The 24,973-nt window shown below is 74.8% G+C and carries 15 protein-coding genes; 11 read left to right on the forward strand and 4 right to left on the reverse strand.

Features of this window, described 5'->3' with window-relative positions; genetic code table 11:
• Window positions 1–150 precede the first annotated feature (150 nt).
• Both EAO71_RS22710 and EAO71_RS22715 read left to right on the forward strand, forming a co-directional pair.
• Entirely contained in the window at window positions 151–1,110 is a 960-nt protein-coding gene (locus EAO71_RS22710; RefSeq protein WP_222723577.1) for an endonuclease/exonuclease/phosphatase family protein, read from the forward strand.
• Window positions 1,111–1,296: 186 nt separating this feature from the next.
• The gene (locus tag EAO71_RS22715; RefSeq protein WP_147979674.1) at window positions 1,297–2,409 is read left to right on the forward strand and encodes a serine hydrolase domain-containing protein; all 1,113 of its coding nucleotides are present in this window, start codon (window positions 1,297–1,299) and stop codon (window positions 2,407–2,409) included.
• Window positions 2,410–2,481: 72 nt separating this feature from the next.
• Here the strand turns inward: EAO71_RS22715 and EAO71_RS22720 are convergent, their stop codons facing one another.
• On the reverse strand, window positions 2,482–3,033 hold the full coding sequence (locus tag EAO71_RS22720) for a 2'-5' RNA ligase family protein (protein ID WP_147979675.1): 552 nt from the start codon (window positions 3,031–3,033) through the stop codon (window positions 2,482–2,484).
• A gap of 87 nt (window positions 3,034–3,120) precedes the next feature.
• On the opposite strand from EAO71_RS22720, the gene EAO71_RS22725 reads away from it, so the two are divergent.
• The 3 genes from EAO71_RS22725 to EAO71_RS22735 all read left to right on the forward strand — a co-directional run bounded on the left by EAO71_RS22725 (window position 3,121) and on the right by EAO71_RS22735 (window position 7,392).
• Window positions 3,121–4,059, forward strand: a complete 939-nt coding sequence (locus EAO71_RS22725; protein ID WP_261992293.1) for an ADP-ribosyltransferase domain-containing protein — start codon at window positions 3,121–3,123, stop codon at window positions 4,057–4,059.
• Between the two features lie 426 nt (window positions 4,060–4,485).
• Complete coding sequence (locus tag EAO71_RS22730) at window positions 4,486–5,955, forward strand: multicopper oxidase family protein (RefSeq protein WP_147979676.1); 1,470 nt, start codon at window positions 4,486–4,488, stop codon at window positions 5,953–5,955.
• 213 nt (window positions 5,956–6,168) lie between these two features.
• On the forward strand, window positions 6,169–7,392 hold the full coding sequence (locus tag EAO71_RS22735) for a serine hydrolase domain-containing protein (protein ID WP_147979677.1): 1,224 nt from the start codon (window positions 6,169–6,171) through the stop codon (window positions 7,390–7,392).
• A 48-nt stretch (window positions 7,393–7,440) separates the two neighbouring features.
• Here the strand turns inward: EAO71_RS22735 and EAO71_RS22740 are convergent, their stop codons facing one another.
• The 3 genes from EAO71_RS22740 to EAO71_RS22750 all read right to left on the reverse strand — a co-directional run bounded on the left by EAO71_RS22740 (window position 7,441) and on the right by EAO71_RS22750 (window position 10,590).
• Window positions 7,441–8,274 (reverse strand): SDR family oxidoreductase, encoded by an 834-nt coding sequence (locus EAO71_RS22740; RefSeq protein ID WP_147979678.1) that lies wholly within the window; start codon window positions 8,272–8,274, stop codon window positions 7,441–7,443.
• 356 nt (window positions 8,275–8,630) lie between these two features.
• Entirely contained in the window at window positions 8,631–9,716 is a 1,086-nt protein-coding gene (locus EAO71_RS22745) for a S1 family peptidase (RefSeq protein WP_147979679.1), read from the reverse strand.
• 220 nt (window positions 9,717–9,936) lie between these two features.
• Window positions 9,937–10,590: a hypothetical protein gene (locus tag EAO71_RS22750; RefSeq protein ID WP_147979680.1), complete on the reverse strand. Its 654-nt coding sequence runs from the start codon at window positions 10,588–10,590 to the stop codon at window positions 9,937–9,939.
• 317 nt (window positions 10,591–10,907) lie between these two features.
• Here EAO71_RS22750 and EAO71_RS22755 point away from each other — a divergent pair, with 317 nt between their 5' ends.
• The 6 genes from EAO71_RS22755 (at window position 10,908) to EAO71_RS22780 (ending at window position 24,913) form a co-directional block, all read left to right on the forward strand.
• Window positions 10,908–12,182, forward strand: a complete 1,275-nt coding sequence (locus EAO71_RS22755) for a geranylgeranyl reductase family protein (RefSeq protein WP_147979681.1) — start codon at window positions 10,908–10,910, stop codon at window positions 12,180–12,182.
• Window positions 12,183–12,324: 142 nt separating this feature from the next.
• Entirely contained in the window at window positions 12,325–13,185 is an 861-nt protein-coding gene (locus EAO71_RS22760) for a DUF4132 domain-containing protein (RefSeq protein ID WP_147979682.1), read from the forward strand.
• Window positions 13,182–18,086: a DNA-binding protein gene (locus EAO71_RS22765; RefSeq protein ID WP_147979683.1), complete on the forward strand. Its 4,905-nt coding sequence runs from the start codon at window positions 13,182–13,184 to the stop codon at window positions 18,084–18,086. The genes EAO71_RS22760 and EAO71_RS22765 overlap by 4 nt, the downstream gene beginning before the upstream one ends.
• A 103-nt stretch (window positions 18,087–18,189) precedes the next feature.
• A complete protein-coding gene (locus tag EAO71_RS22770; protein ID WP_147979684.1) occupies window positions 18,190–19,344 on the forward strand; it encodes an ATP-binding protein in 1,155 nt (384 codons plus the stop codon).
• Complete coding sequence (locus EAO71_RS22775) at window positions 19,341–23,036, forward strand: vWA domain-containing protein (protein WP_147979685.1); 3,696 nt, start codon at window positions 19,341–19,343, stop codon at window positions 23,034–23,036. Before EAO71_RS22770 ends, EAO71_RS22775 begins: the two co-directional genes overlap by 4 nt.
• On the forward strand, window positions 23,033–24,913 hold the full coding sequence (locus tag EAO71_RS22780) for a hypothetical protein (protein ID WP_147979686.1): 1,881 nt from the start codon (window positions 23,033–23,035) through the stop codon (window positions 24,911–24,913). Before EAO71_RS22775 ends, EAO71_RS22780 begins: the two co-directional genes overlap by 4 nt.
• The last annotated feature ends 60 nt before the right edge of the window (window positions 24,914–24,973 follow it).

The raw sequence follows: 24,973 nt of genomic DNA on the forward strand, positions 1-24,973 counted from the left end.
CGGAGAGGGAGCATCGGTCGCGTCGAGCCGGTCCGTTCGAGTCCACGAGCGCCGGTCGCGGTACTCGTGAGAGAGTGCGGATGATCATCTGCCGCGCGGCGCGGCGCCGGTCGGGGGGACGGCCGGCTTTCCATACGGGGAGGGTTTTTCATGCGAGGGTTCCGCACGGCGCGGCTGGCGGCGACTGGTGTGCTGTTCGCCGTGATGCTGCCCGCGGCCACGGCACAGGCCGAGTCCGCGAGCCCGACGGCGTACGGCGTCTGGCAGTGGAACGTGGCGGGCAACACCTTCCACGGCGGCAGGAGCGACACCAACATGGTGTCCCTGGCCGCCTCTTCGATCGTCTACCGCGACCCGGACTTCGCCGCGTTCAACGAGCTCTGCAAGGGCCAGTACGACGAGCTCGTGAGGCAGCTCGCGGCGGCGAACTGGCCTCAGGTGGAGACGAACTTCGCCCGCTTCGAGCCGAGCCGGCAGGCCGGCACCGGTGTGTGCGGCGGCGCGGCGTTCGGTAACGCGATCTTCAGCAAGCGCCCGCTCGGCACCGCCGACCGGATTCCTCTCGCGGACGACGGGAACACGCTGGAGCGGCGCAACATGCTGTGCGCGCCGCTGGCCGACGGTTCGGGAGTGCGGTTCTGCACCACACACCTGACGACGGTCGACTCGTTCAAGTGGACGCAGCTCGGCGAGATCGACCAGAAGCTGGAGGCGTGGAACGCGGCCGGCGAGAAGGTTCTGATCACCGGCGACTTCAACGTCGAGCCGGACTACCCGTCCATGAACAGCTTCTACTCTGCCACGGCGAACACGCCGCACAACGGCGGCAACGTCGGTGCCTACCGCGAGCTCGACGACAACGACGCCGGCAACTGCCCGGGGTACGGCGAACCGACGTCCAACACACCTTCGTCGCCCACCAACCCGACCCCGTGCGGCGGCAACCCCAAGATCGACCTGATCCTGGTCCGCGAGTCCGCGCTCGCGGCCCCGGGCAGCTACAGCGCGGACGCCCTCACCACGTCGAAGGACTGCACCCCGGGAAGCAAGAACCCCGACGGGCTCTGCTCCGACCACCGCATCCTCACCGGCACGGTGACCCTGAAGTAGGCCACGAGGGCCACCCGGCCCGCACCGCGGACAGATCGCGGGAGACCCGGCCGACGCCCGGCCGGGAAGCTCCTGACGGAGCCCGCCGCCCTCCCCTGGCCAGGGGAGTGGCGGCTGGTGCCGAGCACGGCCCCCGCGCCGGGTAATCGGTTGCTCGTGACGTGGCGGAGTGGCTTAATGCGGCTCATGGCTGACATTCAGGGCACGTACGACGACCTCTTCTCCGCGGTGCCTCTCAAGCTGGCCGAGCTGCTCGATGCCGGTGACGCGGGCGGTTCCGTCGCCGTGTTCGTCGACGGTGAGCCCGTGGTGGACGTCTGGGGCGGATTCACCGACGCCACGCGCACGGTGGCGTGGCAGCGTGACACGCTCACGTGTGTCTGGTCGGTCACCAAGACGATGACGGCGCTGTGCGCGCTGATGCTGGCCGACCGGGGCGTGCTCGACCTGGACGCGCCGGTCGCCCGGTACTGGCCCGAGTTCGCCGCGGCGGGCAAGGAGGAGGTGCGGGTCCGCCACCTGCTCTCGCACACCGCGGGCCTGCCGGAGTGGGACGAGCCGGTGACGCTCGACGACTTCTGCGACTGGTCGTCCGCCACCGGGCTGCTCGCCGCGCAGTCCCCCCGGTGGGAACCGGGGGCGGACGGCGGATACCACTCGCTCACCCAGGGGTTCCTCGTCGGGGAGGTCCTGCGCCGCGTCACGGGCCGTACCGTCGGGGAGTTCTTCGCCGAGGAGGTGAGCGGGCCGCTGGGCGCAGACTTCCACATCGGCCTGCCCGCCGAGCATGACGACCGGGTCGCCCGCGTGACTCCGCCGCCCGGCAAGGACGAGGACTACGCCGCGAGCGCTCCGGGGCCTGACGCGAAGCCCGCCTCCGGGACCGGGGTCCGCGTCCGCGACGGCAACAGCGTCGCGTGGCGCCGCGCGCAGATCCCCGCGGCGAGCGGCTTCGGCAACGCCCGCTCGGTCGCGCTCGTCCAGTCGGTGATGGCGTGCGGAGKCACGGCGAAGGGCGTGCGCCTGCTGTCGGAGGCGGGCGCCGAGCGCGCCCGGGAAGCGCAGTTCGAGGGCGAGGACCGTGTCCTGGGCATCCCGATGCGCTGGGGCCTCGGCTACGGCCTCTTCGGCACGACGTACGGCTGGGGCGGCTGGGGCGGCTCCCTGGTCATGATCGATCCCGACGCCCGCATGGTCGTGGCCTTCGTGACGAACCAGGTCCGCGAACCCGCGGAGGAGACCCGGGGGCTCGATGTCGTGATGTCCGCGTACGACGGCCTCCAGGGCCTGCGCCGCTGACGGCAGGGGTTGCGCCAAGGCCGCGGCCGTGTGCCGGTCCGCTGCCCCGAGGGGGAGCGGACCGGCACAGCCTCATGACCTGCTTCGTTCCCCGAGTGCGAACGACGCCCGTTCCTGCCACTTCACGCCGTCGTGAACGATGAGTTCGACCGAGGAGACGCGGGAGGTGAACGGGAGGCTGCCTGCGAGGCCGGCCTGGATCTCCTCCAGGACGGCGTCCTCCTGGCCTTGAGCGATGGTCAGGTGCGGCACGATCTCGGCGAATCGGCCGCCGTACGGCGGTGCCTCAGGCCAACGCTCTGCGACCGCCTCCGTGAGCCGCCGCAACGGCGTGTCGGGCTCGGGGACGAGATACAGCACCTCCGGAAGCCGCCCACAGCGCTCGAACCGCAGGTCGAAGGCCTGGTGGCTGCCGAGCACGTCCGCGAGGGCGGAGTGGACGAGCGCATCCATCCGGCTCTCGTCGAGGAACGGGAAGAGCACGGTGACGTGGGCCGGAACCCCGGCCCGGGCCGAGGGGTCGAGCCGCTCACGCCACCCGCGGACGGACGGCTCCGCCTCCGGGACCCGGACGATGAGCGCCGTCTGGCCCGCCTTGAACCCGCTGGTGCTGTCATCTGCCATGACACCGCATGGTGTCACCCCTGACGTGGCCGGTGCTGCTCCCTTTCGCCGAACGGGTCGGCCCTCGCTTCGGCAGGCTCCTCCCTCATGGGCGTGACGGACGGCACGACGAGGGGTGGGCCGGTCGGTGAGCCCGTTCAGCGCGTGCGGACGGGATGGGGGGTGGTTGCACGTGGGCGATGCGCAGCACCTCACGGGCGGGGCCGGTGGTCGGGCGATGCGCAGCACCTCACGGGCGGGGCCGGTGGTCCGGAGGACGGCGGTGTCGCGCAGCGGATGGGGGCGTTCATCGCGTCCRCGATGGAGTTGCACCAGCTGTATCTGGAGCGGCTCACCAGCGTCAAGGACGAGGGCCTCGTCCTGCCGCCCGTCACCGGGGTGTTCGACACGCCGCTGATGGACTTCCGGAAGGCCGTCGAGCCGGTGTCGCGGGTGCTCGCGCATCTGGATCGGCATATCGATCTGTCGAGCCGTTTCGGGGAGACGAAGGCCGCGGAGGCGGCGCCCATGGGTGCCCTGTCCGGGGAGGCCATGGGCGGCCTGTCGGCCGACGCGATCTCGGCCCTCTACCTGTACACGTGCGAGTCGGGCTTCTACCGCGAGATCAACGCCGTGCTGCGCTCGTCGGACCGCGAGCGTGTGGTGCCGTACCTGCCGTACCTGCGGTTGCTGTTCTCGGCGATGGAGGCGCTGCCGGCGCAGACGCGGCCGCTCTGGCGTGGTGTGGCGCTGGATCTGCGGTCCCAGTACCCGCTGGGGCGGACGGTGACGTGGTGGGGCGTGTCGTCGTGCACGTCCGAGCTGGGTGTCGCCCGCGCGTTCCTCGGCGGGCGCGGCCGGCGGACGCTGTTCGAGGTGACTCCGGCGCGGGCGGTGGGGATCCGGCGGTTCTCCGCGTTCACGGGTGAGGAGGAGTACATCCTCGCGCCGGGGACGCAGCTGAAGGTGACGGACGTGAAGGCCGAGCGCGGAGGCCTGTGCACCGTGCGGCTGACCGAGCTGGAGGGGGCCGGCCTGGTGTCGTGACGACCCACGGCAGGGCCGTGGGGAGGAGCCCGGCACCGTGACCCATGCGGCGCGACCCGGACACCCGGCCGGGTGCGCGGCGGTCCGCGAGTGCCGGTTCACCGCAACGGCCGACCCGCACGGCTCGCCGGACGCGACCGTACGGGTGTCCGGGTCGCGCCGCTCCGGCGGGACCCGGGCCCTCGGTTCCCGGCCCGGCGGCTCACGCCGTGGCCCGGCCGGGCTCCCGCCCCCGACCCCCGCTCCCAGGGGGCGGGGGCTCTCCTGTGTGCGGCCGGGGTCGTGGCCCGTGCCGCCGACCGACCGTGTGCCGTTCCCCCCGCACTCGGCTAGACCTGGATCAACGCGGGTCTCGCCGTCGCACGTGACCGCCCTGGGCCGGACACCGCCGGCACATCGATACATCGACACACCGGGAGGAAGCCGATGGTCACCCGTCGCAGCGTGCTGGGTGGGGCTCTCGCCGCAGCCGGACTTCCGCTCCTCACCCCGCTCGCCGTGCCGGCGGGGAGCGCGCACGCGGCGGGTGCGCGCCCGTCGCGCGGCGCCGGCGAGGCCCGTCGCGGAGCGCCGGCACCCTTCAGCACGCCCATGCCGGTACCGGCCGTCCTGAGCCCGACCTCGACCGCGGGCGGGCAGGACCTCTACGAGCTGACCATCCGCAAGGCGACCGCCGAGATCTTCCCCGGAACCGCCACCGACGTCCTCACCTACGACGGCCACTTCCCCGGCCCCGTCATCCACGCCCGCTCCGGACGCCCGGTCGCGGTCGTGCACCACAACCGCCTCGACATGCCGGTCACCGTCCATCTGCACGGCGCGAGCGTCCCGCCCGAGCATGACGGCAATCCCATGGACGTCTTCGAACCCGGCACCTCCCGGACGTACGTGTACCCCAACGGTCAGCCCCACGCCTCGCTCTGGTTCCACGACCACACGCACCACATGGAGTCCGAGCACGTCTACCGGGGACTCTCCGGCAGCTACCTGCTCACCGACGACATCGAGCAGAGCCTCCCCCTGCCCACGGGCGAGTACGACGTCCCCGTCACCATCCGCGACGCCCGCTTCGACGAGCACGGCCAACTCGTGTACGCCATGGGCGACCGGAACCGCACCACCCTCCTCGCCAACGGCCGGGTCACCCCCTACTTCGAGGTGGCGGCCCGCAGGTACCGGTTCCGGCTTCTCAACGGCTCCAACCTGCGCTTCTTCTCCCTCAGGCTCGCCGACGGCTCTCCGCTGACCCAGATAGCCTCGGACGGCGGCCTCCTGGAGCGCCCCGTCACCCTGCCGGTCCTCACCCTGACGCCGGGCGAGCGCGCGGACGTGGTCGTCGACTTCTCCCGGTACCCCGTCGGCACCCGCCTGGTGCTCGCCAACTCCGGTCCGGGTCCGGCGGACCAGGTCGGCCAGGTCCTCCGGTTCGACGTCGTCCGGACAGCCGAGGACCCCAGCGACGTCCCCGCCGTCCTGCGGACTCTGCCGGCCGCCGCGGACCTGCCCACCGCGACCGTCACCCGCGACATCGTCCTCAGCATGGACGAGGACGGTCGCCCCGATCCCCGCGCCTTCGTCGACGGACAGATGTACGACCCCGCGCGCATCGACACCACCGTGGCCTTCGGGTCCTCCGAGATCTGGAACGTCACCAACTCCAACACCCGCGCCCCGCACAACTTCCACATGCACCTGGTGCAGTTCCGGGTCCTCGAACGCGGCGGACGGCCCGCGGCACCCGGTGAGGCGGGTCTCAAGGACACGGTGCGGGTGTCGGCCGGCGAGACGGTGCGGCTCCACGTCACGTTCGACGGCCACCGCGGCGACTACCTGTACCACTGCCACATGCTCGACCACTCGGCCATGGGCATGATGGCGACGCTCCGGGTCCGCTGACCCGCCGGACGGCTCGCGGCACGGACCGGAACCTCCGCGGCCGCCCCGCACACCGCGGCGCCGGGACGGCGGCGCGCCCCCGGGTGTGAGCTGCCGTGTCCGATCCGTACGGGCACGGGCCGCAGGCGGGCGCGCGAGGCCCGATGGGTGATCTTCGCGCGGGTCGACGGGTGCGGGGGAGGCGGACGCAGGGCAGCGCTCGATACTCCGGCCATGAGACCCGTCCGTCTGTCTTCGTTTCCGCGCCTCGCCGCGATCGGCGCCGTCCTCGCTCTCGTCGTGCCGGTCGCGACCGCCGGAACCGCGGCGAGCGAGGGGGGCCATGGTCGGCACTGCGCCGGCTCCCGGATCCCCGCGAACGGCCCCGCCCGTGAGGTGCTGCGCATCGCCCAGCAGGCCAGGACGGAGATGGACCTCGAGTCCGTCATCGTGCGGGTCACCGTCGGCGGGCGCGAGATGGTCACCACCGCGCTCGGAGAGTCGATGACGGGCGTCCCCGCCGACCCCGCGATGCACTTCCGGAACGGCAACATCGCGATCAGCTACATGGGGACCGCGCTGCTGCGGCTGGTCGACGAGGGCCGGGTCGACCTCGACGATCCCGTGGCGCGCTGGCTGCCCGATCTTCCCCAGGCCGAGCAGATCACCCTCCGCATGCTCGGCGCCTCCACCACCGGACTCGTCGACTACGTCCCGGATCCCGAGTTCGGGAAGGCCGTCGTGGCCGACCCGTTCCGCCAGTGGACGCCGAAGGAGCTGGTGGGCATCTCGACCAGCAAGCCCCGCTGGTACGAGCCGGGTACCAACTGGAGCTACTCGCACGCCAACTTCGTCATCCTCGGCGCGGCGCTGGAGAAGATCACCGGAACCCGTCTGGACGTGCTGCTCCAGCGCAAGGTCCTCGGTCCGCTCGGGCTGCGCGAGACCCGGAACAGCTTCACGCCGGACATCCCGGCCCCCGTGCTGCACGCCTTCGCCTCCGACCGCGGGACGTACGAGGAGTCCACCTTCTGGAATCCCTCGTGGACCACGGCTCCGGGCGCGGTGCAGACGACCGACATCTGCGACCTCGCCCGTTCGGCCGCCGCCATCGGCTCCGGAGAGCTGCTCTCACCGTCCGCCTACCGGGAGTTGCTGAACCCGGGAACGGTGGGGCTGGGCCGGCCGACGAGCAAGTGCCCGGCGACCGTGTGCCTGGCGAACACCGAAGCGACCCACTACGGCATGGGTCTGCTCGTCCTCGGCGACTGGATCGCGCAGCATCCGCTCTTCTTCGGGTACGCCGCCGCCCAGGCGTATCTTCCGTCCGAGCGGCTGGCCATCGCCGTCTCGACCACGAACGGACCGAACGCGCCCGGCGGCCACACCGCCCAGACGATCACCCAGCGGATCGCCGCGGCGCTCTCCCCGGAGCACCCCATTCCCGACTTCGGCTGAACCGCCGTGGGACCGGTCGCACGCAGCGGGGTCCGGGCCGCGGCGAGGTCAGGCCGGGAGCGGGCCGCCGGTGAGAGCGCGGGCCGCGGCGAACTCCTCCCGGGACGCCTCCGCGGCCAGGTCCAGATAGCCGTACGCGTCGTCACCGACCGGGACGCGGAGGGGCGTGGGGCCGTCGGTGGCGACGATCCGGAGGACCCGCGCCGCGAAGTCCTCGGGGCGGCCGGTCCCGGGATCGTCCGCGAGGCCGCGGGCGCCTTCGAGTATCTCGCGGTTGGTGACGTCGTACGCCGGGACCCGGTGGCTCGCCTCCGCCATGGAGGTGCCGTAGCGCGTGGCGAACATGCCGGGTTCGAGGACGGTGACGCGGATGCCGTGCGGGGCCGCCTCGGCGGCCAGGGCCTGGCTCATGCCTTCGAGGGCGTGCTTGCCGGCGACGTAGGCGGCCAGGCCGGGGAAGGCGATGCGGCCGGCCACGGAGGAGACGTTGAGGATGTGGCCGTGTCCCTGGGCGCGCATCAGCGGCAGAACGAGTCTGCTGAGTCTCCAGGGGCCGACGAGAAGGATCTCCAGCTGGTCGCGGAGTTCGGTGTCCGAGACCTCCTCGACCGCTCCGAACAGTCCGATGCCGGCGTTGTTGACGAGGATGTCGATGCCGCCGAGCCGGTCGGCCGCTACGCGGACGGCTTCCTCGCAGGAGGCGGCGTCCCGCAGTTCGAGGGGGACGGGGATGACGCGGCCGGGCCGGCCGGCGGCCAGGTCCTCCAGGTCGGCGGTCTTGCGGGCCGTGACGACCAGGTCGTCGCCGGCCCTGGCCGCTGCGTCGGCCAGGGCGTACCCGAGTCCGGAGGAGCATCCCGTCACCAGCCAGCGTCGTCCCATTCGTTCCCCCCGTGTCGACCGCGTCGGTCCGGATGACCGAGGCGAACGTGGAGGCCGGCGTGGTGGGCGGGCGTCGGGCCGGACGAGGCTGCGCCCTCGGCGGCCGGCCGCGTGTCGTCGACGGTCACGTCCCTCCCCACGGCTGCCGAGTCTCCCCGTCGTCGCCACTGCCGGTCGGTGGCAGCAGTTCATGGTCACGGGCGCCCCGACTTCCCGTCATCCCTCGCGTGGGGGCGTGCGAAAGCGCGCGGGCGCACGTGCCTGGCGGCCCTGCCCGAGTCGCGCACCGGCGCACGACAGCGGGACCGGCCCTGTCAGGGACGGTCCCGCCGTTTCCGTACTCTGTGCTGCCGCGGTCAGCCGATCTGGGCGCCGAACACCGAGAGCGCCTCGGTCACGGGCTGGAAGAACGTCTCGCCACCCGAGGAGCAGTCGCCGCTGCCGCCGGACGTGAGGCCGATCGCCGCGTCTCCCGCGAAGAGCGAGCCGCCGCTGTCGCCCGGCTCGGCGCAGACCGTGGTCTGGATGAGCCCTTCGACGACGTCGCCGTTGCCGTAGTTCACGGTCGCGTCGAGCGCGGTGACCTCGCCGTCGTGGACCTGGGTGGTCGAGCCGCTGCGCTTGACCTGCATGCCGACCGTGGCCTCGCCCGCCTTGGTGATGGGCTGGGCGGTGCCGTCGTAGAGGTTCACCTCGCTCGGGTGCGGGGTGTCCCCGTCGTACTTCACCAGGGCGAAGTCGTTGCCCGGGAACTGGGAGTCGACCATCGAGCCGATGGCCGCGCCGCCCGCCGAGTCGGACCACTCGCTGCCGGCCTGGCCGCAGTGGCCGGCGGTGATGAAGTGCGGCGCGCCGTCCTTCACCACGTTGAAGCCGAGCGAGCAGCGCCCGCCGCCGGAGTGGATCGCGTCGCCGCCCGCGACGAAGGGCTTGAACTGCCCCGCGCTGCGCTTGAGCTCCGCCTTGGCGCCGAGTCCCTCGACGACCTTCCGCAGCTCGGCGAGCTTCGCGCCGGACACCGTGCGGTCGGCCGTGACGATCACCTTGTTGCTGACCGGGTCCGTGGCCCAGGAGGTGCCCGGGATGGAGGCCTTGTCGGTCAGGGTCTTCCGGGCGCCGGTCAGCTCGGCGAGGGTGTGCTCGACGACGCGGGCCTTGCCGCCGGCCTCGCGCACGGTCTGCGCGGCGTCCTCCGACACCACGTTCACCACCAGCGCCTTGGTGTCGGCGTCGTAGTAGGAGCCCGCCTCGGCCGTGCCGAGGTCGGCCTTGAGGGAGCGGGCGAGCGTCCCGGCGGCCGGCGCGGTCAGCGCCTTCACGGAGAACTGCTCGGTGCTGTCGCTTGCGTTCGCACTCTGGAACGAGACTCCGGCGATGACCAGCGCGGCGACCGCTCCGCCCGCGACGCCGATCCTTCGCCTGGATATGCGACGGTGCTTCAAAGTGACCTCCTGTGGGGGGCCGTGCCAGGACGATGTGGGGTGTCCGGGTACGGAGGATGACCCGCCGAACTATTCCCAGGCGTCGCAGTCGCACACAAGGCCGTCCTTCGGACGCGCACACGACAACACGGCAGGGTTCACGGCGTCTTCACGGAAAGGTCACGCTTCTCGGGTCGGACGGGAGGCGAGCGGAAAGGAGCCCCCGGGGCGTGGCGCGGCTCTACCCGCCCGCCCGGTACTGGTCGACGACTGTCTGCCACGCCGGGTCCTCCAACGGCTCGTAGTCGCCGCGCAGAAGGTCCACGAACCGCCGAAACCGCTCGTTGAAATAGGTCTGGACCTGCGCGCCGAGCACGACCCCGGTGTCCGTCAACTGGTCGACGGGTCGCACCGTCTCCCGGGTCAGTCCCCTGATCTCCCAGAAGCGTGTCCGCTCGACTCCTTCGCGGCGCAGTGCGCCCAGCCGGTGACCGACGTCGAGGGCCAGGCCGCTCGCCTGACCTCCGAACTCGCCGAACTCGCGGATCGTGCGCTCCAGATCCTCCTGCCGATGCGGCCCCAGCCCGATCGTGCGGCGGAATATCCAACGCAGCCGCTCGCACCTGGCTTCAGCGATGGAGCGGGCGAACACCCGGCCCTCGATCGCCTGATCGTGGTTGATCCTGCACGTGAAGTCCCCCGACGGACAGGTCAGGTGGAACCGGCGGTACGGGTGCCCGTCGAAGTCCCGCTCCTGGACCCAGAGGCTCACCTCGGTGAACAGGCTCCGGACCGGGGGGCGTCGGCGCCCGAAGGACCGTGACACGACGGTCACTTCCCGGCCGTCGAAGGAGAAGTCGTGCCGGCGTGTGGACAGCTGGGCGCGCGAAGGCATTCCCCAGGGTAGAGGCGACGGGCCCCCGGCGTCACCGGGGCGGCGCCACGCTCCGGGAGGCGGAGGGAGCGGACTCGCCCCCTCCGGCGCCGCCGCGGTCGCGTCGGCCGGCACCCCGGCCGGCGACCGGCACCCGGCCTCCCCCGTCCGGCCGAACGAAAGGTCCGTACGCGGCCTCCCTGAGCAGGTCCGGACGGCCGGGCACCCGCTGTCGGGGGCAGAACCCTCCCCCGGCGGTGATCAAAGCCGTCGGACGTGGGTACACATGGGGAGCCGTTCCCCGCACCTCATGCCGGCCCCAGCAGAGGAAGAAACCCATGGACCCGTCTCCCCACCGCGACTCGGCGGACGTCATCGTCGTCGGCGCGGGACCCGCCGGCTGCAGCGCCGCCCACCACCTGGCGCTGGCGGGGCACGACGTCCTGCTGCTGGAGAAGGCCACCTTCCCCCGGGACAAGATCTGCGGGGACGGCCTCACCCCGCGCGCGGTGAAGGAACTCGTCGACATGGGCGTGGACATCGGCGGGGAGGGCTGGGTCAGGACGAGGGGGCTGCGAGCCTACGGCTCCGGGACCACGGTGGAGATGCCCTGGCCCAGCGTGGCGTCGTTCCCCGACTTCGGGCTCGTGCGCAGCCGCATGGACCTCGACCACCTGCTCGCCCGCAGGGCCGTCGAGTCCGGGGCGCGCCTCCTGGAGGGGACCAAGGTCACCGAGCCGGTTCTCGACCCCGGCACCGGCCGCGTCGGCGGCGTGGTCGCCTGGCGGGACGGCGCCCCTCACACCTACCGGGCGCCGCTGGTGGTCGCCGCCGACGGGGCGTCCAGCCGGCTGGCCGTCGCACTCGGCCTCCATCAGCGTACGGACCGGCCGATGGGGGTGGCGGTGCGCCGCTACTACACGACCCCGCGCCCCGACCAGGACCACCTGGAGGCCTGGCTCGACCTGGAGACCCGCGACAGTCGGGGCAGGACCTACATGCCCTTCGGCTACGGGTGGGTCTTCCCCGTCGGCAACGGCACGTTCAACGTCGGTCTGGGCAGTTTCCACATCGGGCGCAAGCCCGACCTGGACCATCGGCAGCTGTTCCGGGAGTGGACCGCGCGTCTCCCCGCCGACTGGCGGTTCGACGACGCCCACGCCACCACCCCGCTGCGCGGAGCGCCCTTGCCCGCCGGTCTCAACCGGCGCCCCCAGTACACCCGCGGGCTGCTCCTCACCGGAGACGCCGGCGGCATGATCAACCCGCTGAGCGGCGAGGGCATCGACTACGCGATGGAGTCCGGCCGCCTGACCGCCGACACCGTCACGCGGGCCCTCGCGCAGCCCACCGCGCTGGCGCGCGAGGAGGCCCTGCTCGCCTACCCGGAGGCCGTCCGCGCGGCGTACGGGCGCTACTTCACCGTGGGCCGCCTGGTCGTCCACGCCCTCAACCACCCCCGCGTCATGAGGCTGGTCGCCACGAGGAGCCTCCAGCGGCCCGTCCTGCAACGCTTCATGTTCAAGCTCTGGGCCAACCTGACGGACCCGCACAGCAAGGACGCGCTCGACCGCGTCATCACCGCCATCCAGCGGGCGGTCCCCGCGGCCTGACCCTCCGTCCGGCGCCTCCCCCGGCCCGATCACGCGTTGTCAGTGGCTCTGGTTAGTCTCCTCGCATACCGCAGCTCAGGGGCATCGAGCCCTTGGTTCGCGCTGCGCGGATTCCGACGGGACAGGCGGAGGGGCACGGCTCATGGGGTGGCTGACAGCGGATGAGGGGTACGAGATCACCCTCGAGGACGGGCGTGTGGTCGCACGACGCTCCGGGGGACGGCAGTTGAAGACGCTGCCGAAGGCGTTGCGCGACCATCCCGAGGTCGACAGGCTGCGGCGGCTCGCCGAGTGGCTCGACCGGCACACGGCCTCGTGCGTGGCCCAGGTGGACACCTGGATGGTGTCCTCGCTCCCGGTGCCGACCGAGCTGATCGCCCGGGTGTGGCCGGACGAGGCGTGGCGGTCCGCCCTGCGCGACATGGCCGTGGTGGGCGACGATCCGGACGAGGTCGGCTTCCTGCGGGACGCCACGGCGGCGGGCGAGCTGAAGGTGGTCAACCTCGACGGCGAGACCGTACGGCTGTCCCCGCGCACGGTGACCCTGCCGCACCCCGTCCTCCTTCCCGACCTGGACGACGTGCGGGACTTCGCGGCCGAGCTCGGCATCACCCAGCGGGTGGAGCAGATCCACCGGGCCACCTGGGCCGGGCCCGCGGCCACAGGCCGGCCCGGGACGGCGACGGAGGTCCGGGACTACGCGGGCGGGAAGTTCGCCTCCCGCTTCGGTCTCGCGGCGCGTGCCACGGGGCTCGGCTACCGGGTGTCCGGCGGCTACGCCACGTGCAAGGTCCGCGACGGGGGCCGGAGCACGGAGGCGTCGGTGTGGATCGGCGAGCCGTACTGGGACGGGGAGTCGGAGACCGGCGCGCTCGGCTGGCACGACGAGGACGGCCGCGCGGTGCGGCTGAGCGAGGTCGGGCCGGTGGCCTGGTCCGAGGGGATGCGCATGGCCGCGGCGCTGTACGCCGGCCGCACGATCGAAGAGGGTGGGGACGCGTGACCGGCACGACCGCTTCCGACAACAGAGAGCTGCTCAAGGCCGGGGCGGTGCTCCCGGCCGATGCCGAGGGCGCGGGCGCCGCCGCGGTGGCACTGACCGCGCGCACCTACCGGCACCCGGTGCTCGGGGAGGAGCGGGTCGTCGTCCGGCTGGCCGCGGCCGAACTCGGCCCCGCCGAGGACCTCGCCGCGGGGTTCCTGGGACTGGAACGCGAGGGCGAGGCGACCGTCGTCGGGCTCGGCCAGCGGCAGGAACTCGGCTTCCCGGAGTGGGTGCTGGTGCACCACCCCGAGGACGGGCACCACGCGCTGGCCGTCGTGCCGGAGCTCGACCGGCTGGCGCGGCAGGCGAAGACCAAGCCCAAGGCCGCCCTGGACGCCTGCCACGAACTGGCCGGGCGGCTCGCCTCGGCCGTACCGCACTTCCTCCCCGTCTTCTACGAGCAGGCCGCGCGGGTCTTCCTCGCCGTCGAGAACGCCACGTACGCGGGCCAGTTGTTCGGCCGGGCCCGCACCGCCGAGGCGCAGCACGGCCTGCCGGTCGACGAGGACCGGCTCGACGCGGTCTTCCTGGAGTTCGCGCTGGCCGGCGCGCTGCCGGTGAAGGTACTGACCGGCTACGGCAAGGAGCTCGCCACCCGGCTCGCCCCCGCGGAGGCGTACGAGCGGTTCCGGCGGCTGTGCGTGCGCCGGACCGCCGGCGGTCTCGCCCCGTCCGCCCAGGTCGCCGTCGAGCTGCGGCGGCTGGCCCGGGCCGCGGGTCTGCCCGGCAACGAGGCGGAGCAGGAGTACGTCGCCGAGCTGCTGCCGCTGCCCGCCACACTGCGGGCGGCCGCGGGCTGGTGGAAGGCGCACCGCACGGCGCTGGTCGACCTCGCGCGCCGGGTCCCCGCCGTGCGGGGCACGCTGTTGTCGATCATGCCGCCCGGGGACGACGGGGAGCAGAGCGTCCAGTGGCTGGGGATTCTCGCGGAGTCCGGCGCGGACGCCGGCCTGACCGAGGCGGACGTGCCGGACGAGGCGCGGTGCGCCGACGGCGCCGCGGGCTGGCTGGAGCGCTACCACGCGGCCCGGCACCGGGGTTGGGGCAGCCGCCCCACCCCGCCGGCCCTGCTGGAGCTGGTGAACCGGGCGGCAGGTCGGCTGCGTGCCGACCTGGCGGCCGGGCCGGACGGCCAGGGCCTGCGGATCGGCGTCGAGGACGCGAACCTGCTGGATCTGCTGCTCTCCCTGGACGTCCCGGTCGCCGACCCGGACGAGGACCCGCGCGGCCGGCGGCACCTGGCCCTGAACCTGTCGGACTGGGCGAACGGGGAGCAGCGCCGGGACCTGGCCGCGCTCGCCGCCGACGAACGCTTCCGTCCGGCCTTCCGGCGCGGTGCCGACAGCTACCACAACGGCTCCTCCGGCGCCGATGTGATGCGGAAGCTGGCCGGCACGGCCGGGGGCCGCCCGATGCTCACCGAGTGGATGCGGGGCGTCGCCCGCGCGTCGGTCGCGGCCGGTCTGCCCGCGCTGCCGAACGCGATCGCCCGGCTGACGTGGCTGCCCGCCGAAGCGCTCGCGCTCGCGCCGCAGGAGGTGGCGGCCGCGGCGGGTGCCGACCTCGGCGAGACGCTGGCGCGCACCCTGCGCGGCGGTCTGTTCGAGGAGCTCGGCTGGCCGGCGTGGGAGGAGGCGCTCGCGGAGCTGGCTCCGGGGCGCAACAACCTCGACGGCCTGACCGTGGTCGAGGCCTGGCCGTACCTGATCGTGGCCAGTACCGCGCGGGTACGGGTCATCGACGCCGACTCCACCGTGCTCACGCACGACCTGCGCGTGCCCACGGGCCACTCCTACCGGTACGGCTTCCACTACGTGGACGGCGCGCTGCTGGTGTTCTGGAGCACCTACGGCCAGGAGGCGCAGGGCTACTGGCACACCGCGCCGGACACGGTGTTCCCCCTGTCCGGCGGCGGGAACCACTGGTCCTTGCGGTCGGAGCACCTCAGCCTGCCGCTGCCCACCGGCGGCCGCACCACCGGCGGCGGCGTCCTGCACCGCGGCGACACGAAGCTGCCCGCCGAGCGGGCGGTGCTGTCGGACGGCACCTCGTACTGGGTGTGGGAGGCGGGCGAGAACCACGGCGACGGTGGCTGGGCCGAGTACGACCCGGCCGAGGGTGCGTACTGCCGGCGCTCCCAGCCCGCCTTCCTCGCCGACGCGCTGCGCCCCCACGGCACCGGGGCGAAGCTCGCCGCGCGTTCGTCGTGGGTGCGGCCCGCGCCGCCGGTGGACGGCTCGGCGCTCGGCACGAGCGCGTCCGGTCTGCTGGGCTGGCGGGTGGTACGGCTGCCCGGCGACGGCTGGCACGCCGAGGACACGACCGGTCGCGTCGTCACCCTGCCCGAGGGCGCGGACATGCCGATCACGGCGCTGACCTTCCCGGGCGACGACCGGCCGCGTGCCGTGACCCACCAGTGGCGGTCGCTGTCGCTGAGCGATCCGGACGGCGTGGTCACGGCGACGACGGACGGCGACCGGAACGAGCTGTACGGCACGGCCGGTCCGGCTCTGCCTCCGCTGTCCCACCTGCACGCGCTGCGTGCCCGGGATCCGCAGGGGTCGGCCGTGCTGCGCGCCGCCGACGCGGAGCTCGCGGGCACCCTGCTGAAGGCGGCGGCCGCCGCGGAGCGGGCGGCCGACGTTCCGGAGCTGGTGAGCACGGCGCTCCCGGGGATCTCCGCGCCCGAGCTGATCGCGGGGGTGGTGAAGGTGCTGCGCTTCGCCGTGCGGCAGCAGAAGTCGCTGGATTCCGTGGCGGCGCGCCTCGACCCGGCGGCGCCGACCGCGGAGGTGCGTGCCGAGGGGCCGTCGGACCGCACCGTCGGCGAGGCGCTGAACGGCCTCGTGGGCTCCGGGTACCACCGCTGGGGCGCCGACTCGGATGTGACCCACCGTTTCCTGGAGGGGCTGGCGTCGGCCGTGGCCGACGCGTCGGCCACGGCGCGGCCGGGACGGCTGCACTACGACCTGCCGTCGCTGCCGTACTCCGCGATGCCCTTCACCTCCCTGCTGGACGAGCCGGGCGCGATCGCCTACCGGGCCGTCGCTCCCGGCAGCGGCGACGGGCAACGGGCCGCGCTGCTGGGCCTGCTCGGCAAGGTCGACGCGCTGGGTCTGGGGTCGGCGGCGGGTTCGGCCGGCCACTGGCGCCGGGTCCGGGTCCACCTCGGCACGCCGCACCTGCACACGGCCGACGGCACGGAGCGCAGCTCCTGGCACCGCTGCGTGCTGCCGCTGGGCGGTGGAGCGGTGCTGGGGTTCGCCGAGGACAGCACGAACGTCGACGACGGCCGCGAGTTCGGCGCGCTGCTGTACGACCCGCGGGGCCGGTTCGAGGTGCCCGGTCCCTACACGGTCCGCGGCGCGTCGCCGGTGGGTGACCGCGGGCGCGGCGCCGACTGGCTGACCGGGTTCCTGCGGGAGGCGACCGCGCGGGGCGCGGCTCCGTTCGTGGCGGAGGCCGCCGAGGAGTTCGGGCGGCTCACCGGTGCGTCCGGGGCGCTGTCCCGGCTCGTCCTCGCGGGCATGCCCGAGGTGGACAGCTGGCAGAGCAACTTCCTGCCCGCGGAGCTGCGCAAGACGCTGGGGCTGAAGGTGTCCGAGGCCGGACACGCCCGCGACGAGCTGCGCGCGCTCGCCGTCGAGGTGCGCCAGGCCGTGGTGGCGGCGCTGGTGCCCGACGATCCGGCGCGGCTGTGGAGCGAGGGCCCGGACGTGGCGTCCGCGGCGGCGGTGTGGAACGCGCGCGTGGGGCGCCGGCGGCGGGTGCCCGACTGGCTGGCCGGAGAGGCCGCCCGGGCCACGCGCAGCGGCTGGGCCGTCCACCAGGCGCTGCCGGCTCTGCTGGACCCGGCGTCGGCCCCGGAGCTGAGCGTCGACGTGGAGTGGCACATCAGTGGCGACCGGCCGGCGCCGGTGGTGGCGACGGAGGCCCCGTTCACCACGTCGGTGCTGGCGGGGGCGATGGGTCTGACGGCCTGGCTCGCCCACCGGCTGCCCGCCGGCGATCCCGTGCGCGCGGCCCTGCCCGCGGCGCTCACGGCCGTCCGGCAGCGCCTGGCGGCACCCGGACTGCTGCTGTCCGGCGGCGGCTACACGAGCCTCGCGGACTTCCGGAAGGTGGCCGGCTCCCCGACCGAGACGGCGCCGGACCACGAGCGGTACGGCGCGGTGCTCATGGCCACGCACGACGGCCAGCCCGAGCCCGCGTTGCGGCCGGCGCTGCTCGACTCGACCGGATCCGATCCGTATCTGGCGGCGCTGCGCGGTCAGGACCAGCAGCCGACGCAGGCGGAGGCGGCGCTGCGCCGGGCCCACGACCCGGCGTTCGCGCGGCTGCTGGCCGATCCGGGCGCGCCCGCGGCGGGATCGCCGGACCCGGAGGGCCTGTGGTGGCCGCAGGATCCGTCGCGCTCGGTGCCCGCGCTGGTCGCCGAGGTCGCCGAGGCCCGCGGGCTGGGGGCCGACGCGGCCGCGCTGTACCTGATGCTGCTGGCCATGCCCGACCCGACGGACCGCAACACCGCGCGCTGGACCGGCTGGAAGCCGGCGCGCGCCAAGGCGGCCCGCGCCGAACTGGCGGACACCGAGCTGGTGGTGTCGGCCGTCCGGACCCGGGCGGGACGGTCGCTGTTCCTGCCGGGCGCGTGGGCCGAGCAGTCGGCCCCGGTGCTGCCGGTCGAGCAGTGGAAGCTGCCGATGTACGGGCCGGTGTCGGGCAAGCGTCCCGTCCTGGGCGCGCTGGTGCCGACCGAGCCGGCCGCGGAGCTGTTCGCCCGGGCGTGGCGGCGGATCCTCGACGGCGACGTCCCCCGCTTCGAGGAGCTGAAGGTCCGGCGCACCAGGCGCCGCCGCTGACCGGCCGCAGCCGTCCGACGTACGGTGCGGCGCACCCCTGCCCAGGTGCGCCGCACCGGCCACCCCGTACCCGTGTACCCGTACCACGCAGAAGGATTCCCGCATGACCGTCACCGAACAGCCCTCCCCCGTCCGGAAGGTCCAGGCGGCCGAGGAGCGTCACGCCGCCGAGCTCGCCTTCCTCGCCGCCCAGGACCCGGGCCCCCGTCCGCCCGGCTGGGCCCTGACCCCGCGCGCGGTCGTCACCTTCGTGTGCGGCAGCGGCGGCGGGGAACTGGCCCTGCCGAAGCGCCGCGCGGGCCTGCCCTCGAAGCTGGAGATCACACCGAAGTTCGTCGGCGAACGCGCGCTGGTCGAGCGCTGTGTGGTGACCCTCGCCGGGGAGCGCGGGCTGCTGCTGACCGGTGAGCCCGGCACCGCCAAGTCGATGCTGTCGGAGCTGCTCGCGGCGGCCGTCAGCGGTACCAGCGCGCTGACCGTGCAGGGCACGGCGGGTACCACCGAGGACGCGTTCCGCTACGGCTGGAACTACGCGCTGCTGCTCGCTCAGGGCCCCACGTCGGAGGCCCTGGTGGACTCCCCCGTCCTCGCCGCGATGCGGACCGGCCGGGTCGTGCGGGTCGAGGAGATCACCCGCTGCCTGCCCGAGGTGCAGGACGCCCTGGTGTCCATCCTCTCCGACCGCCGGATCACGGTGCCCGAGCTGACGGCCTCCGAGGACGCGGTGGTCACCGCGGAACCCGGCTTCACCGTCATCGCCACCGCCAACCTGCGGGACCGCGGTGTCTCCGAGATGTCCGCGGCGCTCAAGCGCCGGTTCAACTTCGAGACGGTGGACCCGATCGCCGACGCCGACGCCGAGGCCGTCCTGATCCGTCGTCAGGCCGTCGCCGCGGTGCAGCGCGCGGGCGCGGCCTTCGGGGTCGACGACGCCGTCCTGGACGCGCTCGTCACCGTCTTCCGGGACCTGCGCTCGGGACGCTCCACCGAGGGCTGGGACGTGGAGCGGCCGGGGACGGTCATGTCCACCGCCGAGGCGGTGCAGGTGGCGGCGTCGCTGGGGGTCGCGGCCGCGTACCTGCCGGGCGGCGACGTGCTGGACCTGCTGCCGGGCCATCTGCTGGGCGTCGTCCGCAAGGACGATCCGGCCGACCACGCGCGGCTGCTGGGCTACTGGGACGGCCCGGTGCGCCGCCGGGCCGAGAGCGGCTCGGCGATGTGGCGCCGCCTCTGGGACCTGCGCGGGAGCCTGCGTTGACGAGCGTCGATCCGCGGCGGGCCGTGGACGCGCTGGCCGCGTCGCGGGAGCCGTACCTGCTGGGAGTGCGCCACCACAGTCCGGCGCTGGCGGCGGTGGTGCCCCGCCTGCTGGACGACGCGGGTGCCGAGGTGGTCTGCGTGGAGCTGCCGGCCGACTTCCAGCCGTGGCTGGGGCATCTGGCCGACCCGGAGACGGTGGCCCCGGTCGCGCTGGCCGGGGCCGGCGAGGCGGGCCGGCTCGCGTTCTACCCGTTCGCGGACTTCTCACCGGAGCTGGTGGCGGTGCGCTGGGCGCGGGAGCGCGGGGTGGAGGTCGTGTGCTGCGACCTGCCGCTGTCCGACCCCGGCTGGTCGGCGACCGGAACGGCACGTCGGCCGGCCGAGGAACCGGACGAGCGCGCGGAGGTCGACGCCGGCCCGGACGCCGGGGAGCCGCGGGGGCGCGCCTCTTTCGCCGGGGCGCTCGCCGCCGCCGGCACGGGCCGTGAGGGTGAGGACATGTGGGACCGCGCCGTGGAGGTCCTCGCTCCGGGGTGTTCCCCGGAGTCGGTGCGCCGGGCGGCCCTGGGCGTGGGCTGGGCGCTGCGCGCCGACGGTGCCGTGCCCGCCACCGACCTGGCCCGCGAGGCGCGGATGCGGCAGGTGATCGCGGCGGCCTCGGCGGGAGGGCGTCGCGTCGCCGCCGTGATCGGCGCCTTCCACGCGCCGGCACTGCTCGCGGACCAGGGCACGGACGCGGGTACGGACACGGGCAAGCGGGATCAGAGCCCGGGGTACGAGGGTTCGGCCGGTACGGGCGCGGCGGCTGTCCCGGCTCAGGCCGGCCCCGACGCGGCCGGGACCAGCACGACCGGTCCCGACGCGCACCGCGCCCCGGCAGGGACCGGCCACGCGCCGGCGACGGCCGGTGGGGCGACGGCCGGGGGCGGCGCGGTGACCTCCTTCGTGCCGTACTCCTTCGACCTGCTGGACTCCCGGTCCGGCTACCCCGCCGGCATCCGCGACCCCCGGTGGCAGCAGGCCGTGCTCGCCGCGGGCGGCGACCCCGACCGGATCCGTGTGGCGGCGTCCGCCGCGGTGACCGGCCTGTGCCGGGAGCTGCGCCGCGCGGGTCACACCGCCGGCACGGGCGAGGCCGCCGAGACGCTGCGGCTTGCCTGCGACCTGGCCGCCCTGCGCGGGCTCCCCGCGCCCGGGCGAGGTGAGCTGCTCGAGGCCGTCACGACCGTCCTCGGGCAGGGCGAGCCCCTGGGCCGGGGCCGGGCGCTGGCCCGTGCCCTGGAAGCCGTGTTCGTCGGCACCGCGCGCGGCCGGATCAGCCCGCACGCGCCCCGTTCGGGTCTGGGTCCTTCGGTCGAGGACGAGTTGGCCCGGCTGCGGCTGCCCCGCCCGGAGGAGCCGGAGGCCCGCGAGGTCCGGCTCGACCCGCTCCGCTCCCCGCTCGACGGCCGCCGCGAGGTGCTGCTGCAGCGCCTGCTGGTCATCGGGGCGTCGTACGGCGAGCCCGTCGCCGCCACCGGTGACGGCACCGCCCTCGGTACCAAGTGGCGGCTGACCTGGACGCCGTCCGTGCCCGCGCGTCTCGATCTCGCCGGGGTCCGCGGGGTGACCGCCGAGCAGGCCGCCGCCGGCACCCTGGGCGAGACCGCGCGCCGCGAGGCCGCCGAGGGCGGCCCCACCGCCGCCCAGATCCTGACCGGACTGACCGCCGCCGCGCGCTGCGACCTGCCCGAACTGGTCGACGCGCGGCTGCGCGAGGCGTCGGTACTCCTGCCCGAGACGGCCGACCTGCCCGAACTCCTCGAAGCCCTGGATCTCCTGGAGGGCATCCGCCGCGGCCACTACCCCGGCACCACGGCGGAAGCCCGGACCACCGCCGGTACGTTGACGGACGAGTTGCTGGAGGCCGCCGTACGGTCGCTGCCCGGTCTGGCCGGAAGCGACACCCCCGCGGACGCGGGCGCGCTGGTCGCGCTCGCGGACCGGACGGCCGCCCGGCACCTGGGCCTGCGGCTGGACCGGGCGCTCGCCGAACTCGCGGCCGATGCGGCGCCGTTGATGCAGGGCGCGGCCCTGGCCGTACGGGTGATGCTCGACCTGGACCCGGCCGCCGCACTGGGGGAACGGGCGGCCGGCTGGGTCGACGGGGCGACCGCTCCCGACGCGCGGCGCGTCCTGACGAAGCGGCTCGCGGGACTGCTCACGGCCGCCGGGCCGCTGCTCCAGGCATCCCCGGAGGCCCTGACACCGCTGCTCGACCGGGTCGACGCCCTGGGCGACCAGGAGTTCCTCGATCGTCTTCCGGCTCTGCGGGGCGGGTTCGACGCCCTCGCCCCGGCCGCCCGCGACCGTCTGCTCACCACGGTGACCGAGCGCCTCGGCGACCGTCCGGACCTCTCCCTCGACGCCCCGCCGGAGCTGCTGGCGCTGTGGGCCGCCGCCGACGCGGCCGGTCTCGCCGCGTTGAAGGCCCTGGCCCTGGCCGTACCCGACGGGCCGCGGCCCCCGGCCGGTCCGGACACTCCGGCCGCCGGCACCGCGGACCCTGCCCCCGCCGGTCCGGCGGACCGGCGACTCGGCCCCGTCGACCGGTGGCGCCTCCTCCTCGGCCGTCACAAGGAGCGGCTGAGTGCCGACGCGCGGCGCTACGCCCGCGCCCTGGACGAGCTGTACGGCAGGGGCCGCGGCGAGGGCGCCGACGACCTGGACGGTGGTGCCGGGACGGGCGCCGGGCAGGATCCGTCCTTCCCCACCGCCCGGGAGTGGTCCCAGGAGCTGGAGGCGCTCTTCGGGGCGGACGTCCGCGAGGAGGTCCTCGCCGAGGCCGCCGACGCGGGGCGCTCCGACGTCCTCGCACAGCTGGATCCGGCGGCGGTGCGCCCGTCGGTGGAGCTGCTGGGTTCGGTGCTGTCGCTGGCCGGCGGCATGCCCGAGGCGCAACTCGCCCGGCTCCGGCCGCTCGTGAAGCGGCTCGTCGACGAGCTCGCCCGGGAACTGGCCACCCGCCTGCGCCCGACGCTGTCCGGCCTGACGACGCCGCGCCCGACCCGCCGGCCCGGTGGCCGCCTCGACCTCGCCCGTACCCTGCGCGCCAACCTGGCACACACGCGCCGCACGGACGACGGCCGCGTCGTGGTGGTGCCGGAACGGCCGGTGTTCGCCACCCGGGCCGGCAAGGAGTCGGACTGGCGACTGATCCTGGTCGTCGACGTCTCCGGCTCGATGGAGGCCTCGGTGATCTGGTCGGCGCTGACCGCCGCGGTGCTGGGCGGTGTGCCGACCCTGTCGACGCACTTCCTGGCCTTCTCCACCCAGGTGGTGGACCTCACCGACCGCGTGCCGGACCCGCTGTCGCTGCTGCTGGAGGTCCGCGTCGGGGGTGGCACCCACATCGCCGCGGGGCTCGCGCACGCCCGCTCGCTCATCACCGTGCCGAGCCGCACCCTCGTCGTCGTGGTCAGCGACTTCGAGGAGGGCGCGCCGCTCGCCGGACTGCTCGCGGAGGTGCGGGCGCTGGCCTCGTCGGGCGCCCATCTGCTGGGCTGCGCGGCCCTCGACGACTCCGGTGCGCCCCGCTACTCGGTGCCGGTGGCGCGCCGGCTCGTCGCCGCCGGAATGCCGGTGGCCGCCCTCAGTCCGCTCGCCCTCGCCCGCTGGGTGGGCGACCGCCTCCGTGGAGAAGCCCGTTGAGCCTGGAAGTCCTGCCGCCCGTCGCCCCCGAGGTGCTCGCCGACGCCGTCGAGCAGCTCAGCGCCCGGCTGCGCAAGAAGCTCGACGCCGCGATCGCCGGCTGCGCCGAACACGCCGTCCCGTCCACCGGCGGTTCGGTCGACGTACGCTTCGGCGAGGACGCGGTGGTCACCCTGACCCCCGGCGCTTCGGGCGCCGTCACGGCCCCCGGGCAGGCGGTCTGCACCTGTCTGCTGGCGCCCCGATGCCTGCACCGCGCCGCGGTGCTGGGCGCGGCCCCGATCGCGGACGCGGACACCCTGCCCGTGACCGCGGAACCGCCGGCAGACGGAGCGGAGGCCGTCGGCGGCTCCGCCGCGGAACCGCCGGCGGCCGCGGCCGCCGCGCCGCCCTCCGGCGTCGGAACCGGCCCGTCCGTCGCCCCCGCCGCCGCGACCGACGCTGCGGCGAGCGGGCTCGGTCCGGCGCAGGTCCGGGCGGCGACCGTGCTGTGGGAGGCGGCCGCCGAAGCGCTGTCCGCCGGCGTCACGGCCGGTGGTGCGGTGGTCCAGGCCGAGCTGCTGCGCGCGGCCCACACCGTGCGGCTGGCTGGGCTGCCCCGTGCCGAGGCCGCCGCGCTGCGCGTCGTACGGGGGCTGCGGGCCGCGCGGGAGCGCGGCCAGGGCCAGCGGCTCGGTGATCTCACGTCCTCCTTCCGCGAGTTGCTGGCCGGCGCCGCCGGGCTCGCCTCCGGGTCGGCCGGTCACGGCGCGGCCGGCAGTGCGCGTCGCGCCTACGAGGAGGGCGGCAGCCTGCGGGTGTTCGGCCTGTGCAGGGAGCCGGTGCTGTCCGCGACCGGCTACGGGGGTGTGGCCACGCACCTGGTGAGCGCCGACGGCTCCTGCTACTCGGTGTCCGACGTGCGCCCGGGCGGTCCGGGCCGGGCCAGGGGGGCGGGTTCCGCGTCGGTGGCGCTCGGTGGCGGGGTCCTCGACCACGCCGGGCTCGCGCGCGGGGGGCTGCGGATCGTCGGGGCGACCGTCTCCGCGGACGGACGCCTCGGTGCGGGCCGGGGCGTGCGCGCGACTCCCCTGCCCGGGGTGGACTGGTCGGAGGAGCCGGCGGCGGCGTTGTTCTCCCGGCCCGTACGCGAGGCGATGGCCGACGCGCTCGACGGCGGCCCGCAGGAGCCGGGCGGGCAGTCCGAAGCGCCGTTGCTGGGGTGCGACGTGGAGGTGGTCGGTGCCGCCGGGGAGTATCTGATGGTCCGTGTCGCCGGTGACGGTCCGCTGCTGCGGTTGCGCCCGGCCCACCCCCATCCGGAGCTGCCGCACGCCGCCAGCCTGCGCCGGATCGCCGAGCACCCGGGGCTCGCCCTCCGGGTGCTGGGCAGGCCCGACCTCGACCGGGCGGCGACCCTCCGGCCGCTCGCGGTCGGTCCGGTGCCGGCGGCGCCGTACACCCTGCGGCTGCCGGAGGAGTGGCTGGGCCGGGCGGATCTGGGCTACGACCGTCTCCAGGGCAGCCACTTCCCGCCTGGGGCGACGGCCCCTGACGTGCCGGGTCCCGTGACGGCCGGACCGGACCCGTTGGCGGACGCGCCGCTGTGGCGGGTGCGGCGCCTGCTGGAGTCGGGGGTCGCCGGCGGCCGGCGTGCCGTGGCCGAGGCCGGGCGCGGGGCGGACGCGGCCGGTCTCGTCGCACCGCTGCGCCGGGCCGGGTTCGGCGGGGCGGCGGATCTGACGGAGGCCCTGACGGCCGAGGCGGACCGCAGGCCCCGCGACGTCTTCGGCCGCCTCACGGACGCCTCGGCCGACGGCTACGCGCGGGCGTGGCTCGCCGCCTCGGTCCATCTGGCCGCCGCGGAGCGGTCGCTGGTGGCGGCCTCCTGGTCCTGAGCCGTCCCCTCGCGTCCACCGGGCCGGGGGCCGGTGGACGCGAGGGGACGGTGAACGCTC

The sequence above is a fragment of the Streptomyces sp. MS191 genome (assembly GCF_008042125.1).
In the GTDB taxonomy this organism is placed as follows: Bacteria; Actinomycetota; Actinomycetes; order Streptomycetales; family Streptomycetaceae; genus Streptomyces.

Excerpts from the sequence above, each read along its gene's own strand:
- EAO71_RS22710 (WP_222723577.1), top strand. The coding sequence starts at position 151 with ATGCGAGGGTTCCGCACGGCGCGGCTGGCGGCGACTGGTGTGCTGTTC.
- EAO71_RS22720 (WP_147979675.1), bottom strand. The coding sequence starts at position 3,033 with ATGGCAGATGACAGCACCAGCGGGTTCAAGGCGGGCCAGACGGCGCTC.
- EAO71_RS22730 (WP_147979676.1), top strand. The coding sequence starts at position 4,486 with ATGGTCACCCGTCGCAGCGTGCTGGGTGGGGCTCTCGCCGCAGCCGGA.
- EAO71_RS22735 (WP_147979677.1), top strand. The coding sequence starts at position 6,169 with ATGAGACCCGTCCGTCTGTCTTCGTTTCCGCGCCTCGCCGCGATCGGC.
- EAO71_RS22740 (WP_147979678.1), bottom strand. The coding sequence starts at position 8,274 with ATGGGACGACGCTGGCTGGTGACGGGATGCTCCTCCGGACTCGGGTAC.
- EAO71_RS22750 (WP_147979680.1), bottom strand. The coding sequence starts at position 10,590 with ATGCCTTCGCGCGCCCAGCTGTCCACACGCCGGCACGACTTCTCCTTC.
- EAO71_RS22755 (WP_147979681.1), top strand. The coding sequence starts at position 10,908 with ATGGACCCGTCTCCCCACCGCGACTCGGCGGACGTCATCGTCGTCGGC.
- EAO71_RS22760 (WP_147979682.1), top strand. The coding sequence starts at position 12,325 with ATGGGGTGGCTGACAGCGGATGAGGGGTACGAGATCACCCTCGAGGAC.
- EAO71_RS22770 (WP_147979684.1), top strand. The coding sequence starts at position 18,190 with ATGACCGTCACCGAACAGCCCTCCCCCGTCCGGAAGGTCCAGGCGGCC.